The sequence below is a fragment of the Facklamia sp. P12955 genome (assembly GCF_050409565.1).
Classification (GTDB): Bacteria; Bacillota; Bacilli; order Lactobacillales; family Aerococcaceae; genus Facklamia.
On the sequence record NZ_JBNUPF010000026.1, the window covers coordinates 12,762 to 29,515 of the forward strand.

The 16,754-nt window shown below is 31.9% G+C and carries 9 protein-coding genes and 2 pseudogenes; 2 read left to right on the forward strand and 9 right to left on the reverse strand.

The genetic code is table 11. From position 1 onward, the window contains the following. Nucleotides 1-252: 252 nt before the first annotated feature. Together ACQV2G_RS07635 and ACQV2G_RS07640 are read left to right on the forward strand one after the other, a co-directional pair. Nucleotides 253-606 carry a plasmid mobilization protein gene (locus ACQV2G_RS07635; protein ID WP_428876519.1) on the forward strand — a complete coding sequence of 118 codons (354 nt, stop codon included), beginning with the start codon at nt 253-255 and terminating at the stop codon, nt 604-606. 1 nt (nt 607) lies between these two features. After that, nucleotides 608-1,939, forward strand: a complete 1,332-nt coding sequence (locus ACQV2G_RS07640) for a relaxase/mobilization nuclease domain-containing protein (RefSeq protein ID WP_428876520.1) — start codon at nt 608-610, stop codon at nt 1,937-1,939. A gap of 70 nt (nt 1,940-2,009) precedes the next feature. Here ACQV2G_RS07640 and ACQV2G_RS07645 read toward each other — a convergent pair whose 3' ends face one another. From ACQV2G_RS07645 to ACQV2G_RS07685, 9 genes and pseudogenes are all read right to left on the reverse strand, one after another. Continuing rightward, a complete protein-coding gene (locus tag ACQV2G_RS07645; RefSeq protein WP_428876521.1) occupies nt 2,010-2,390 on the reverse strand; it encodes a HamA C-terminal domain-containing protein in 381 nt (126 codons plus the stop codon). A 12-nt stretch (nt 2,391-2,402) separates the two neighbouring features. After that, nucleotides 2,403-2,543, reverse strand: coding sequence for a hypothetical protein (locus ACQV2G_RS07650; RefSeq protein WP_428876522.1), 141 nt, complete (start codon nt 2,541-2,543; stop codon nt 2,403-2,405). Nucleotides 2,544-2,548: 5 nt separating this feature from the next. Beyond that, nucleotides 2,549-3,955 carry an LlaJI family restriction endonuclease gene (locus tag ACQV2G_RS07655; protein WP_428876523.1) on the reverse strand — a complete coding sequence of 469 codons (1,407 nt, stop codon included), beginning with the start codon at nt 3,953-3,955 and terminating at the stop codon, nt 2,549-2,551. A gap of 9 nt (nt 3,956-3,964) precedes the next feature. Then, nucleotides 3,965-5,590, reverse strand: coding sequence for an McrB family protein (locus ACQV2G_RS07660; protein WP_428876524.1), 1,626 nt, complete (start codon nt 5,588-5,590; stop codon nt 3,965-3,967). 29 nt (nt 5,591-5,619) lie between these two features. Then, nucleotides 5,620-5,790 (reverse strand): hypothetical protein, encoded by a 171-nt coding sequence (locus tag ACQV2G_RS07665; protein WP_428876526.1) that lies wholly within the window; start codon nt 5,788-5,790, stop codon nt 5,620-5,622. Beyond that, nucleotides 5,783-7,475: pseudogene (locus tag ACQV2G_RS07670) on the reverse strand (DNA cytosine methyltransferase). Before ACQV2G_RS07670 ends, ACQV2G_RS07665 begins: the two are co-directional and overlap by 8 nt. Next, entirely contained in the window at nt 7,469-7,684 is a 216-nt protein-coding gene (locus ACQV2G_RS07675; protein WP_428876527.1) for a helix-turn-helix domain-containing protein, read from the reverse strand. Before ACQV2G_RS07675 ends, ACQV2G_RS07670 begins: the two are co-directional and overlap by 7 nt. 120 nt (nt 7,685-7,804) lie before the next feature. After that, nucleotides 7,805-8,464, reverse strand: a pseudogene (locus tag ACQV2G_RS07680) (DNA-binding protein). Nucleotides 8,465-8,509: 45 nt separating this feature from the next. Further along, entirely contained in the window at nt 8,510-16,510 is an 8,001-nt protein-coding gene (locus tag ACQV2G_RS07685) for a helicase-related protein (protein WP_428876528.1), read from the reverse strand. Between the last annotated feature and the right edge of the window lie 244 nt (nt 16,511-16,754).

The following is a 16,754-nucleotide window of genomic DNA, read 5'->3' on the forward strand; positions in this document are numbered from 1 at the left end:
ATGAAATAGAATATGGCTTAATGCTTTCTACATGTTTTTATTTAAGTAGCAAGCACAGTAAGTGAGTACCCACTTACGAAAAATTGATGAAGCAGACCACTAAGGACTGCTTCTTTTTTTATTCAATTTTAACTTGTACCCTCGCCTAATAGTTTCAACAATTCGAGCAAGCTCTCATTGGAAACTATTGGCTGGGGCAATCTTTTAGGGAGAACCCTAAGACCCCGAAATTCAAAAGAAAGGAAGATAATAATGGAAAATAGAAGAAGAAAAAATCAACTAAAGATTTGGCTAGATGATGAGGAATTAGCTCTTTTTAAGAAGAAAATGGACATGTCTAAATGTAATTCTATGGGACAATTTATTAGAAAAAGTATTTTAGAAAAAGAAATTTATGTCGTGGATTTAGAACCGATTGTTAGATTAGATTGGCTTCTTTCTAATGCAACAAATAATATTAATCAAATTGCCAAACACACCAATCAAACAGGTATTATCTATCATGACGATATAAAATCTATTAGAAAAGATCTTGATAATTTTTCTAAAGAGTTGTGGGAAATCCATTCCCTACTCCTTGGCAGAACAAAGGAAAGGAGCGATTAATTTGGCAATTACAAAAATACATCCAATTAAAAAAACTCTATCTTATGCCATTGATTACATCACTGATGATAAAAAGACGGATGAGAAAATTCTTGTTTCATCTTTTAATTGTAATCCCATATCTGCTCATAAACAGTTTGAAGCTAGAAGAGAACAGTTCGATACAAAAGGAACAGTTTTAGCCAGACATTTAATTCAGTCCTTCCTCCCTGGAGAAACTGACGCTAAAACTGCCCATCGAATTGGGCAAGAACTTTGTAAGAAGATTTTGGGAAATGAATATGAGTATGTATTAGCAACCCATGTGGATAAAGACCATATCCACAATCACATTATTTTTAATAATGTAAATTTTGTTACAGGTAAATGCTATCAATCAAATAAGAAATCTTACCATAAAATTAGATTTCAAAGTGATGAATTATGTAAGGAAAACAAACTTTCTGTCATTGATAAATACTATGAATCTTATAAGAGAAAATATAAAACTAGAGGGAAGTCCTGGTATGAAAATGAGATGGCTAATAAGGGGAAATCTTGGAAAGCAAAGCTACAATTTGATATTGACCGTATGATAAAACAGTCGAAAGATTGGGAAGAATTTTTAGAGAAGATGACTAATCTCGGCTATGAAATTAAGCAGGGTAAACACATCGCTTTTAGATATAAGGATAAGAAAAGATTTACTAGAGCTAAGACTATTGGCGAGGATTATGTAGAGGAACGATTAAAAGAAAGAATTAAAGAGAACAGAAAATTAAGTATCCATCCTGTTAAGAAGAGAGTCGGGAATATTGTAGTCTTGAAAAATAATAAGAAGGTTCAAGCTAATAGGGGCTATGAGTACTGGGCTAGAAAACACAATCTTAAAACTATAGCTAATTCTGTCCTTGCTCTTAGAAATCTAGGTATTAATTCAAAACAAGAGTTAGATCTATTAGTCGAAAAAATAGCTGATGAAAGACAGGATTTACTCGGTAAGATTCAAAAGATTGAGCAAGAAATGGAGAACTTATCTACCACAATGGAAGAAGTAGAAATGGTTAGAAAGTATAGAGGTCACTACAAGTACGCTAAAGATAATCCTGATGATAAGAGCTTTGAAAGAGAATACTCAGCAGAATTAAAGCTCTACACTACTGCCGCTACTTCTCTGTCTAGCAAGTACAAAACCCTGCCGAAATCAAAAGAAATCCTTGAAAAACTTGATGACTTACAAGAAAAAAAGAATACCCTAATGAAAGAGTATTCTCTTAATAAAGACAAATTTTCTGAGCTTGTTTTATACCAAAAGAACTATGATAGTTATATGAATAAGGAAGTGGAGAGATGATTTCTACTTCCTATCCAAAATCAAAGAGTATTGATAATTCTTTGTACTCATTTTTTTCTGTCTGACTCCTCTATAATTTTTGTAACAATTCATTATTTAAATCATAAATGGAATTAAATGCTTCCCTTAAACCATCTTGCTCTGTTTTATACATTTTGGATTCACCAAAAATTAACTGATAATGTATATTATCTAATTTTAGTAGATGAATCCCATCTGACCCATTAACATACATATCACTTGTAGTTTTGTGTTCAAGTTTAGTTAAAATTTTTGGTGCTCCTAGATGGCCTTCTAAAAAACAGAATAAAAGTAGTTCTCCTAACTCACCTTCATTATTTGAATACTCTTTGAACCTACTCCTTGCAACTTTACTAATTTTCATCGATTGATTCTTAAATTTTTCTCTAAATTTTTTAGATAAAGCATAATCTGCTACTGACTCTAACAAATGATTTCCAACCTATTCATAATCAAATTGCCTTGCATTAATTGGCATTACAAATATAGAAACAGTACCATCACTTTTATTTTCCGATATATTTTCAGTAGAAAGTTGGGTAAATAATTTTATAAAGTTTTCTGAGTTTGCACTTATTTTCATTGTTTTCACCTCTCAACATATCGTTTGAAAAACTCTCTTGCTGGCATTAAATAAACGTCTATTTTACTCTGATTTAATCCATTTAAATTTCTCAAAAAATCTAGACTAACTTCTCCTATGTGTACTGGGTCTTCTTTATCTGTTGGCAAAATAAAACTATTCTCCTTAAATTCTAAATTATTTTCATTTGCTAAATTTTTAAAGGCCAACTCATATAGGTATTGTTTTGTAATATCCTCCACTCCTGGTTGCTTCTCTACCTTCTTATCATCAAGAACAATCTTGTAATATTTCGCATCATAGATATATATGCCTTCATTTTCTACAACTACAATGTCAGGAATTAATGTTCTCTTTGCTGAATGCTCAACATTAAATTCATTTGATTTCCAAATTGGCTTTGGAATTACATCCACTAATAAGGCTGAATTTTTCACGTTTTCGCTATACTTAAGCCCTAATTCTTTCAATGGTGTCTTTAGGTTGTTTCCAAAAACAACAGAACATACATCTTCCCAAACTAAATTAAAACTAGAAGTACCTAAGAATGATATTTTTTGATTACTACTAAAGGATTCAGACTCTAGCAAATATCGTTTTATTAGCTTTAATACCTCCACACGACTAGTTACAAATTGAGTTCTCATTTCTCTATCAATGTTTGTGTTGATGTATTCATAACTACCAAAATTTTCTATTTTTTCATCTGTTAACAAAAGAGATTCGACGTTAATAATATCAAATATTTCTTTTAACTTTTTACTTAAATCAGTTAAAATAGCAGCATGAAGTCTTCTAAAATAATCATCTTTGTCATTAATCTGACTAACATTGAAAATATCCAAATAAAAAGGTCTGTTTTGGGAAAAATAAGCCTGAGATTCATTAATTGTTTTTTCCCATAGAATTTCCCCATCACCATTAACTTCAATGATTTGTTGGTCATTTCTATATAAACCATTCTCATGATAATCTTCAATTAGTTCAAGTGCTGTCGATAGTAAATTGTATTTCGAAAATATTGATCCACTACCATCTATCTTTTGCTCTTTAAATTTATATTTTTTTATTACTTTGAGTATCTGTCTTAAATCAGAGTAATTTCTATCTCTATCTATTTTATAATCAGAAAGATATTTAGGATAAATTATTAAACAAACTTCCTCTACAACAATCATTCCTACAAATTTAAATACAAAAATATCCGATTCATTCTCAAAAACTTCTATATTTTCAATATTAAGCAACTCTTCTAATTCTGTTTCTTGAATATCCTTATTAATTTTTCTAACTATATTTGTCATCCCTAAAGATTTTAGTATATCCTCAGTGGAAACATCACTCTTATTAAAAATTCTTTTTATCTGATTAAATGAATAGGGCTTTAACTCTTGTAAGATTTCAACTTTCACAAGGCACCTCTATTCTACAGTCATGTTAGCTTCACTAGTTTCGTCTTCATCAATTTCTTGATTTATAACAGTCGTCTTTAAATCTAATCCATTTTTAAATAAATTTTTTGCATCTTTATCAAAATTTGAGCAAGCTTGAGAATAAGTCAAATATTTATTCTCTTCAAATAATTCATTTCTTCTACCTTTTGCTACATCTTCATATAGATACATAATTACTTTATTCTTCACAATTTCTGTTAATTGACTAATATCTGATGCTTCTAAAACACTTTTTGAAATAAAAAACGGTCCAATAAATTTATCTTCAGGTATATTCATAGAAGCTAACTTGTTGTTCACTGCAACTCTAAAATCATTCCAAGTAGCTATCTCGTTAGAACTAATTTTTATCTTATATTTTTTAAAATCTTCTTCATTTTCTTTTACTGCATCATCAATTCCTAAATAAGTGAAATCCCAACGGCGTCTAAACGCAGTATCCATAGGCATAACACCCTGATCAGCGCTATTCATCGTAGCCCAAATATAAAAATTACTTGGCAAGAATAATGTTTCAAAATTATTACCTAGTAAATTCTTTAGTTTATCATCACCAATTTCTTCATTTGCTTGTTCTAAAAATAATCTTTGATCTTTAGATGTTGCTATAATATATTCGCTCTCTCCATTTTGATCTCTGTCTAACAGTTGGAAAATATCACCAAATACAGCTGCAACATTCGCTCTATTTATTTCTTCTATTAATAATAAATAGTTTGTACTAGAATCACTAAGCGCTTTTACAAGTAATCTCATAAGGATTCCTTCAACATATTCATATGTTATGGTCTCTTCAATTTCACCATTTTTTTCTGTCTTCTTAGGATAGGGCTTAAATGCCCCTACAAAATTGCCATACATATAGTTAGGATGAAAAGTAACACGCTCATAATTGTTTCCAAAATACTCTTTTGCTTCCTTATTTAACATGTAACTTTTTCCTGTTCCTGGAGCACCAAAGAAAATTCTTTGATGTGGTTTTTTTATCCACTCTAGAAAACTAGCATATTCTTTAAGAGATTTACTAAAATCCTCATTATTTATATCCTTATAGTTACTTGAATAACGAATGGTAGAATCAATTTTTTTAAACTCATTTAGGTTAGAAATAGTGTATATATTGAGATCATAATCAAATAATTTAAATTTTGATAATACCGACTGTTTTAATATTTGCACATATTTGTTTGCAGTTATTTCACTATAATTTTTAACATTAGTTAAATACTCGTTGTATCTAGTAGACAGGTCAATTTCTTCATCTACTTCTTGCTTTATATTTTTACCCTCATCAACATTTCTAGCTTTAATTTCATCGAAATTTAATTCCAATTTAAAATTATAATCATTGCCTGTTTTTTCTATGATTAAATCAGTGATTCTTGGTAAAGCAATTTCTCTTAGAAATTTATCAAAAATCTTATTTGTTCCATCAGATGCTCTAATATAATATCTTGAAGAATCAGTGAATTTTTCTATTCTAAAGAATATCTTTTCTTCCTGTTGTAATACCTCTTTCATTTTATCTTCATAGTATTTAGCATCAATGTCTTTATATTCATTGCATTTTTCTGCAATATATTCAACTTTCATATATTTAAGATAATCTACAAGAATATTCTTTAAAAAATAATATCTGTTATCTTTACTATAATCATTAAAAAAACTATCATAATCATGTTCATCAGATACTGAACCAATAAAAAGCTTACTCTCGCCATTTCCCTCTCATGTAATAGCTTTAAACGTCTTTTTACAAAGCTACTTGCAATAGATACTTTAATATTATTCACTTACATTACCTCCTATCAAATTGGGATATGCTTTTATAATCTCCTCCATTACTCCAATTAAGACATCTACAACAATTGAATTACCTGATTGTTGATAAGTAGAGGTATCTGAAACTACAATTTTAAAACTATCACAAAATCCCATTAATCTTAAGGATTCCCTTGGAGTTAATTTTCTTAATCTTCCTTCTGTAGTAACATAATTATCTACTCCTGCTCTATGCATTTTATGCATTGACTGAAGTAAAGGTCTAGCTATCTCCAAGTCTATTTCAGGTTTTGAATAGAACCCTTTTGTACCTGATGACAATACATATTTTTTTACTTTTTCAGATAAGAAGTATTTTTCTAAATCTTTCATTAATTCTTCCTGATTATCTTGCTCCTCTACAAAAACAAAATCTCCATGCCAATTAAACTGTTGATTTTTCTTTTGGCAGAGCTGAATATCACCATCAATCTGTGTAAATCTTTTACTCAAATTTTTTTCTGAAGTTACAAATTCAACACCTTTTTTAGATAAATAATATTTACCGGAAACATTATCTAAAAGATAATCTTTCATTGTCGTTTCCAATTCTATTGGTTTGGGAAAATTAAATTCAGTTATATTCAAATCTTTTCTGAATCCAATAACAAACAATCTCTCTATTTTGTGGAATGCCGTAGTCTTTAGCATTTAATATTTGATATTTCCATTTGTAACCCAAATCATCAAAAACTTGTGACATTGTTTCCCAAGTTCTACCCTCATCATTTGATAAAACTGCTCTGACATTTTCATAAATGAATACTTTTGGTTGAATTTCTTGAACTAGTCTCGCATATTCATAAAACAATGTACCTCTAGTATCATCAAGTCCTCTTTGTTTACCTACTAGACTGAAGGATTGACATGGACTACCGCCAACAAACAAATCAATTTTATTTTTAAAATGTGTTCCATCAAAAAAAGATACATTCCAATGATACTTGCTCTCATCAATGTCATAATTTGCTAAATAAGCCTTTCTAACATTATTTCTATTTAAATGATCTACATATAAATTATCAACATATTCTTTTTGCTGTTCTAAAGAATCTAATGCAAAAACTTTTTCTCTAATTCTTTCAGAATTAATTTTTTCATGTGACATCGAAAGATTTGAACTAATATTTTTTATTTCTCTAACAATTTTTCTGTAACTTGTATTATTAGTAAATTGAAATAACATTTTTTCTTTTTTATCATTTTCTAAACTACTTCTTTTAATATCTCCTTCTAGTTTTATACTCAATTGCATAAGAATAAATTTTTTAGAAATGTTATTTTCTGTGTAATTAAGTTTATTTTCAAAATCTTTATATGCTTTTCTTTGATTATCATTCGCCAAGCCTGTTTGAATATATTCGTTCTTTAATCGATCTATATTTTTAGTATCAACTAAACTTTTTCTTATTTTATTTATAACTTCATTAAAATGAGACTTTATCTTATCACTATCATAAATATCATCTTCCAAATCCTCCTGATTTAAAAAGTCCATTTCTTCAATTATTGAATCAATATCTGAATCAATTTTTTTTGACATTATATCAATATCCCCATTATCACAAGCAAATTCAATACTATGTTCTATTCCCATTCGTTGAAGAGCATGCTCTATAGCACCAATCCCACTAAAGACAGTCCCTACTTTTAGCATTCATTTTCCTCCAAACATTCTACAATTTCTGATATGTCACAATCTAATGCTACACATATTTTTAATAAAACATCAGTTGTTACATTCTCACAGTTTTTCAACTTATAAAATGTACTTCTACTGACATTAGCTTTCTCCATTAAATCATTATGTTTCATATCTAAATCAATAAGTTTTTTAAATAATTTTTTATAACTTAATTTAAGCATTTTTTCCATCTCTCTTCGTATTTTTATACCCAAATCTTCTCTAATACCATACAATTGTATCTAATATCGAACTTTTTTGCAATAAAAAAACGGTGCAGTCCGAAGACCACACCGCCAAGATTATCTTTCTGCTTCTATTTTTTTATCTGACTTATCCGTTTGTTTGCCCTTATCCTCTGCCTTGTACTTCTTTATTGCTCCAAGTATGGATTCTTTTTTAGGACTTTTATCCTGGTCTCTCTCTTTTGCCTTTAAAAGTTTTGATGATAGCACTCTTATATTTGTGTATTCCTTTCCATCATCTCCAAGGCTTACCTTTGTTTACCCAAATACTTTCATAAAATCTCCCTGTTTAAGCTTTTCCATTCCTTTTGCTTTTTCTCCATAGGCTGAACAAGAGTGGTAATTCTTCCCTCCCTCCTTATCATTAGAAACCAAGGTAAAGTTAGCCACCTTGAGTTTCTCTCCTTGATTATCCTTTATCTCTAATAGTTCTGGATCTTTGATAAGATTTCCTACAACATTGATTAGGTCATCTCTTTCTTCCTTTATGGTAGCTTCTTCTTGTAGTAAGCCTTGTTCTTTAAGATTATCTATCGAGTAATCAAATTCTTCACTTAATAAACCTTGAGTATCGTTGTCCATAAACTCCTCATATAAACTATCTAAAGCTTTTTCATCATTAATCCCTTTCTCGTAGCTAATTAACGCTTTTACGAAGTCCTGATAGTTATTATCTGCCATTTCTTCAATGTTTTTTCTCATTTCTTTGTAATTCATTTAATCATCCTCCTATAATTAATAAAAGGAGCTATTTCTAGCCCCTTATCTTTCCTGTGTATTTTCTTTTACTGCTTTTTCCTTGTTTTCGTTACTGGTATTTTGATAGGCTCTAATTTGACCTAAGATAGATGGCTTATCTTCTACTTGCTCTTTACTATCCACCCTACTATGATAATTGTCCTCTACATCATAAGTCGATTCAAAGTAATCACTATCCTTAAAATCGTGGTCATATCGATCAGGGATACCATCATTGTCTAAATCTTTTTCTAATGGATCATATAGGTTACCGTCATCATCTATGGCTAAGCCAGTTGCTTGCATTAAATCTTCTGAATCCATATACACCAGATCATTAAATTCTGCTTGATGGATACTTCCTATCATTTCCTTAATGATTTCTTCTTCCGTCATACCCTCCTCTCCAAACTTTTCTGTTGATACTAAAATGTCCTCGTCTAAATATAACGACCAGGACTTCTCTTCAAGGTTTAATTCATAAGATATAGAGTTTCTTCCGTCAGGTGTTTCTGTATAGGCTATTCCAACATGGGCTAGATCTGGATACAATTTGTCAAAGTCTTCATAAGAATCATTGCTATCATATTCTTCATTACAAAATTCAACAATGGCTCTTTTTAAATCTTCCATAAGAGGGGTTTTATTTTCTAGTTCCTCCACTTCACCCATATCTAATAGCTTATTTAGTTCAGCAAGTCTTAAAACTTTATCCTCTAATTCTTTTGCTTGCTCAAATGGATTTTTCAACTCCTCCCTTGCATTTACTAATTGTTCCTTGGTGGTTTCTAGCTTGTTTTCTAATCTTTCTAGTTTTTCATCTAGTTTACCAAGGACATTATCTAGCCTGGTAAGATTCCCATCAGCACTCGTCCCAAAACTACCTTGATGTTTAGCTTTACCATTTAATAAAAAGTTATATTCATTAAAAAATGAGTTATAGGAAACCTCTAACTTGAAATTGCGATATAAACCAATTTCTTTTTCTTCTCCCATCTTGACAGTCTTTATAGCTTCTAATAATTTTTCTCCTGCCAGTTTTTTATCTAGAATCTTTTCTCCTGCTATGGTTATCCCATTAAAACTATCTTCTCCACTTAACTTAGGCTCTACTAGCTCTATATCCTTTTTAACCGCCTTTATTAGCTCTTCTGTAGCTTTTATCTCTCTAGGATAGCTCTTACTTACCTTATCCTCCAAACGATACTTATTGGACTTATAATTGGCTTCTAGCATTTTTAGTTTAGTTACTTGATTGTCTAAATCCATCTTTTCCTTGATTAAAGGATTACCTGTTGCTAAAGCCTTAATTTCAGCATAATTAAGAGAACTTTCATCTACATCTTCCGCAGCTCTTACTGGTGTTTTAGAAGTCATAATTTGAGAGATAAACTTTTGCTTGTTTTCAATCGTCTGCCACAAATAGCTGTCAAAGGTATTTTCAGTTACATATCTAAAGATATGCACCTTGTCATTCTCATTCCCTTGACGTACGATTCTTCCAGCTCGTTGCTCTAAATCAGCAGGACGCCAGGGTACATCTAAATCATGTAAAGCAATCAGCTTGTTTTGAACATTCGTACCTGCTCCCATCTTTTGCGTTGAACCTAAAAGAACTCTTACCTCACCCTTTCTTACCTTAGCAAAGAGTTCTTCTTTTTGCTTGTCTGAATTAGCTTCATGAATAAAAGCTACTTCTTTTTCTGGTACACCTAGTTCCACTAGCTTTTGTCTAATATCGTCATAAATATTAAATTCCCTATCTCCCTTTGGTGTGGACATATCAGAAAATATGAGCTGGGCTGATTTGTTTTCCCTAGTCTTATCCCAAATGGAAAAGACATTTTTCACACAGACATTAACCTTGCTATCAGGGTGATCAGGAAGCAAGGGATTAATAAGTCTTTGATCAAGAGCGAGTTTCTTCCCATCATTAGTTATCTTTAACATATTATCTTTTTCAGGTTCTATTTGATTGTTTCTTACCTTATCCGCTCTTTCTGCTAAAGAAGATAGAATTTCTTTTTGTTCCTCTGAAGGCTCTGTTTTTAAAACTTGAAATTCTGCTTCTGGTGTTGGAAGATTTAACATATCTGCTGTTTGAATATCAGCAACTTCACGAAACATATTCATAAGTTCTGGTAGGTTATAAAACTTAGAAAATCTGGTTTTAATGCGATACCCTGTTCCTTCAGGGCTTAATTCCATAGCAGAGGTCGTTTCTCCAAAGGTGGAAGCCCATGCGTCAAAGTGTTCTAATCCATGCTTTTTCAAATCCTCATACTGTAAATATCTTTGCATGGTGTAAAGTTCAGTCATGGAGTTTGAAATAGGCGTTCCTGTAGCAAAGATCACTCCCTTACCCCCTGTCATTTCATCCATGTAACGACACTTCATGTACATATCAGATGATTTAAAGGCTTCCGATTGTCCAATACCAGCTACATTTCTCATTTTGGTATGAAGATATAAATTCTTGTAATTGTGAGCTTCGTCTATAAATAGCCTGTCTACTCCCAACTCTTCAAAGGTAATCACATCATCTTTCTTAAAGTCATCATTTAGTTTTTCAAGCCTTGTTTCTAATTTCTTTTTGGTTTTTTCTAATTGTTTAACGGTAAAATTCTGATTTCTGTCATGCTTGTAATCACTAATAAAATTAACAATATTTTCAATTTCATCTTGTATATGCTTTTCTTGATATTCCTTACTCATAGGAATCTTTTCAAATTGACTATGACCGATAATCACAGCGTCATATTCACCTGTTGCAATTTTTCCTATAAATCTCTTTCTGTTTTTAGGTTGAAAGTCCTTTTTATCAGCCACCATTATATTGGCCGAAGGATAAAGTTGCATAAACTCTCGACCAAACTGTCCTGTAATATGATTAGGAACAACAAAAAGAGATTTTGAACACATGCCTAGTCTTTTTGATTCCATGCTAGATGCCACCATTTCAAAGGTCTTACCACTACCTACCACATGGGCAAGTAGGGTATTTCCTCCATAGAGACTTCTGGCTATGGCATTTTTTTGATGAGGTCGAAGACTAATTTCTGTATTCATACCATCAAAGGTTAAGTTAGAACCATCATATTCCCTATTTCTAACCGAGTTGAATTTTTCGTTATAGATTTTTTCCAGGCGATGTCTTCTATCTGGATCTTCAAAAATCCAGTCCTTAAACTTCTCTTTAATTAGCTCTTGCTTTTGGCTGGCAAGCATGGTTTCTTTCTTATTGAGTACAGAGCGAGTTTTCCCATCAATATCTGTCACTCGGTCAAAGACCTTGGTATCTTTTAAATTTAAAGAGTTTTCTATTAGTTTGTAAGCATTGACTCTTGATGTTCCATAAGTCATGGTCGCCAGGTCATTGAAATTATCCTTACTCTTACCCTCGATATTCCATTCAGAAGTTTGAGGGGAGAATTTGACATTAATATCCCATCTAGCAAAACTAGGTGTTTTTAAGGTTTCAAAGACAAAGTTTTCTACATCCTTAACGGGTATCCAAGTTGCCCCTAGCCTTACATTTATTTCACTGGCTGTTAATTCCTCTGGCATGACCTCCTCTAGCCTAGATTTTTGATAGTTTAAACGCTCTAATTCCTTTTCTAGAAGCTTTTTCTCATCTACGCTATAGATTCGATAGTCTGGACTAATTGCTACCCTATTTCTCTCATCCTGGTTTAGTTCATACTGAATTTTTTCTATATGACTATCTAGTATGCCAATCTTTTCTCTTATATTGCCTGATAGATATTCATCTGCCGTTACATATCGGTAGGCATAATAGTTTTCTCCACTAGCACCAGCAAAGGGTAAATCTCCATCTTCAATATTTAAGGAAATGGACTTAGCTCCTGCTTCTTCATCCAGGTTTAAAAAGATTTCACCCTGAAGGTCATTGATTAATTCTTCTTTTGTCTGATTAGTCAAACTTTCCATATAAGAAAAATCAACATAACCTTTTTGGGATACCGATAAGACTAAGGCTTCAAGTGGAGTGTCCACATGATCAACTACCTTTGCCTTCTTAATAGTTCTTTTTGTAAAAATATCGCCTTTTGCCTTAAATTGTTCTTCATCATCTAAGATTTCTATGGATGAAACAAGTGGGAAATTACTATCTTCTTTTAAGGCTCTAGTATTGGATAGATTATTAATAAAGCCATGTCTATTTGAAAATTCATCATAGATCTCATTTAATTTAGCTTGAGCTTTCTTAATTTCTTCATCAGAAAAATCTTCCTTTTGCTTGTAAATAACATCTTTTAGGGCTTCATTGACTAGTAGATAGTCTTTAATCTTTTCCTTGTAATTGTCACTTACCTCTTTTTGAATGAGTAGGGAGTTTTCCCTGTAATAAACCTCTCCATCAATTAAGGTATAGGAAAAGTTTTTTACATCATCAGTAGCTGGCATAGAAATGAGCTCATCTTCTAATAGTTCAATTTCTTCATAAATATGTTCACTTGAAATCTTCTGACTGGCTATCTCTAGTAAATCTTTCAAGTTTTCTTCACTTGCTTTACAGGTCAGTTCCTTTCCAAATCGTCCACTAACTTCTACCATCTCACCTAAGACCATTTCAGGGTGGTCGACAAAATATTTGTTGTAGACTAAACCTTTTTCATCACTTGCTAAATGAATCCAGTCTTCATCTCTTTCAATGATGGAATCTCTTTTTTTAAGAAAAATAATATCCGAAGTTACTTCTGTTCCAGCTTCTCCCTTAAAAGTATTATTAGGAAGTCTGATTGCCCCCATAAATTCAGCTCGAGCTGCAAGGTATCGTCTAATACTTTCATCTTTTTTATCCATTGTTCCACTGGATGTAATAAAGGCTATGATTCCACCATTTCTAACCTTATCTAAGGATTTAGCAAAGAAATAGTCATGGATTAAAAAGTTATTTTTATTGTACTCCCTATCATTAACCTTAAAATCACCAAAAGGCACGTTTCCTATGACTAAATCAAAGAAGTTATTGGAAAAGTTTGTTTCTTCAAATCCTTTAATTTGAATGTCAGCCTGTGGATAAAGGTGTTTGGCTATCCTTCCACTTAGTGAATCTAGCTCTACCCCATAGATTTTTGATTCACTCATTTTTTTAGGAAGTGAACCTATAAAATCTCCAACGCCAAGAGAAGGTTCTAGTATATTTCCCTTACGATAGCCCATGTCCGACAAGGTTTGGTAAATAGAGTCCATCACTAAGCTTGGTGTGTAAAAGCTTGTTAGGGTTGATTCCTTTGCCCTTTCATATTCTTCATCTGATAGATTATCCCTTAAAAAGTTTCTAGCTTCTTCCCACTGCCCAGCTTTATTATCATAAAAGACATCTGCTAAACCACCCCAGCCAAGGTAGTTAGATAAGATTTCTTTTTCTTCTTTACTTGCTGGTCGATCTTCTTTTTCAATTTGCCTTAAAGTTTTTATGGCACTGATGTTTCTTTCTAATCTTTCAGATGGTGTGAGAGAGATAAGTTCTTTCTTATCCTTTTTAATTATAGCTTCACTTTCAAGATCTTTTTCAACTACTTCTTCATCAACGACTTGACTTTCTACTTCTTTCTCATCTGCTATTCTTGTAAATAAATCTTCAAGGATTTTCTCATCTCTAAAAGGAATTACATTTGACCCTCGAATCATGCCACCTAGATATTCTGTGTGAGATCTAATGGTTACCGTCTTTAAATCAGAACTAGTATCAAAATTTGTAATAGTATAATCATCGTCCTGATATCTAACCTGGTCTCCTACTATAAAGTCTGGTCTTTCTAGGCTAATTTTTGATAGTAAATCTTCTTGATTTTTAAAGCTTATTACTGGTCGATAATGATTACCCTCTCGCAAGGCTTCAAGTTTAATTACCTGATCTTCTTCACTATCATCTATTTCTTTAATAAGATAGGCTTCATGGTCATAATAAATCCTTTGACCAAGTGATAGCTTTACTTCTTCTTTTAAGTGTTCATCTATCTTAAAGACTGGATAATTTCCACTATCTAGTAAGTTATCAATCTTTTGGCTTTCTTCAAAGCTACTTCCTCGATACATGGGATATTCTTTTTCATCAAGAAATACAGTATTTCCTGTATCTTCAACTTTTATATCTTGAATCTTATCAGGCTCTACTAAAGTAAATTCTGTTCCAACCTTTAAAGCTATCTCTTTATCTAATGACTTGTCCTCAATCTGACTGTATAGATAGTCAAAAAGTTCTCTGTTAGCTTCCTTTCCATCCCCTATATCAACTCGTAAGTGCTCCGTTTTTTCTCCATTAACATAGTGGTCAAAATAAAACTTATGATAGCCCTCATAAGAATCAGTCATCTCTCCATACTCATCTAGTCCATAAAGGGTATTGTGAGCTTTTACTCTTTCATCTAATTCAGAAATCTCATCTAATAAAGCGACAGACAATCTTTCCCCACCAAAATCCTTAGAAAAAGTTTGTGACCTTTCATTAAATTCAATGAGCCAATAGTCTTCTTCTATCTCATCTTTCTTTTCAAAGCTTAAATTTTCAAGCCCTTCTTCTTTTTCCTTTCTTTCCTTATAGTTTTTTGCCTCATCAAGTATTTCTACAAATGACTTCATAGGAACTTGATCTATATTGATTTCTTTTTCAAGGGCTCTCGCTTGATCTACTATAATCTCGCCCTTCCATAGATAATCTTTTAGGACAATAAATTTTGATATGTCTTCAATCTCTGATTTTTTTAGATAATCTAATGCCTGACTTCTTAAATATACATTGTCTATATTAGCATTTTGATTCATATCATCGACTAGCCATTTTAATTGTTCCATCTTCCAGGAAGGAAGGCTTGGATCAAGAAGAACTTCTAAATCTACTTTACTAAACTTATAGTCTCTTATGGCACTTTCTAATTGTTCAATTTGGTCTTCAGTGTAATCTAATAGATCTATATCTAAGATAGTTGGTTCTATCTTTTCTATAATTGGCTCTAAATCATTTTCTACATTAAAAAAAGAAGACTGTTCAGCTCCTTTTCCTAATTCAGTATTTTCTTCTCCTAGCCCTCCACTATCTCCTTGATGATTATCTCCTTCAAGGCTGACATCATGTTCTTCTCTTGTTTCTGGTATTCTTCTGGACTCTTCTTCTTCATGGTCTCGGTTAAATTCCAAGCCTTCATCATGTTCTCTTTTTCCGTCCTCAATAGACTGATCGCTCTTTTTTGTGTTTCCATCAAGTGATTGACTAGTTGCTTGTCCTCGTAAAGTTCCATCAACATCTGAAACTTGCTGTCTTCCTCGCTGTTCACCAGATAGTCTAGTCTCATCACTGAATAAGTCGGATTGGGAAACTCCTTGATAAATTCCTTCTCCTTCTCCAATTGGTCTAGGGTCTTCTCCCTGATTGTCATGGCGATCTCTTCCATGGTTTCCATCTGCCCAAACTCTGTCTTTATTTCCTGTGTCCTTATCATCTCGTCGAATAACATCTTCTCTACCTCCCTTATTTTTATCCCTATCTTTATTATAATCTGCACCAGCTATTTCTGTCAGCCCCTGATTTAATTCAAAATTCCTGGTTCTTTCCATAGTGTCTTCAATAATTTCTTCTACAAGGTCTGAAACGACATAGCCTAGACTCATTAGGGAAATCCTATCTAGGTGCAAATAATTTTCTTTTATTAAATTTTTATCTACTTCGTAATCAATATTAAATCGTCCTGCTAGAGAATAGGAAATAGACTGATAGATAAAATTCATAAAGGAAGCTCTGTCTCTATCAGATATTCTCATTTCATTGGCTAGACTATAGATTTTATCCTCTCCATAGATTCTTGCCAGGATATAAAGATTTTCTGATAGCTTGTCATTTCCTCCATATCCCTTATCTGCTAGGATCTCACTTAAAATTAAATCATGTCTTTCTGGATTAAACGACCACAATTTGACCTCATTGACTTCCTTACTTCTTGATACCGTCTGACTAATATCAAAAATATAGTCTATTTTTCTATATAAACCGTAATCTTCCATAATTGGAATACCTTTTTCCCCTCGCATAACGGTTCGATTAAATCTCTTTCTCCAAAAATCAAACTTAGCACAAGCAATGGCATTGGGATTTTTGCTATAAATATTAAGTTGACTTAAGAAATCATATCTTTGATTATTTCCAATGACTTTTAAAAGCTTTAAATATTCGTCTTCATTACTTAAAATATCTGGTTCTATAATTTATAGGGTTGATGGCCGAAGGCCTCAACTCTATTTTTTACTT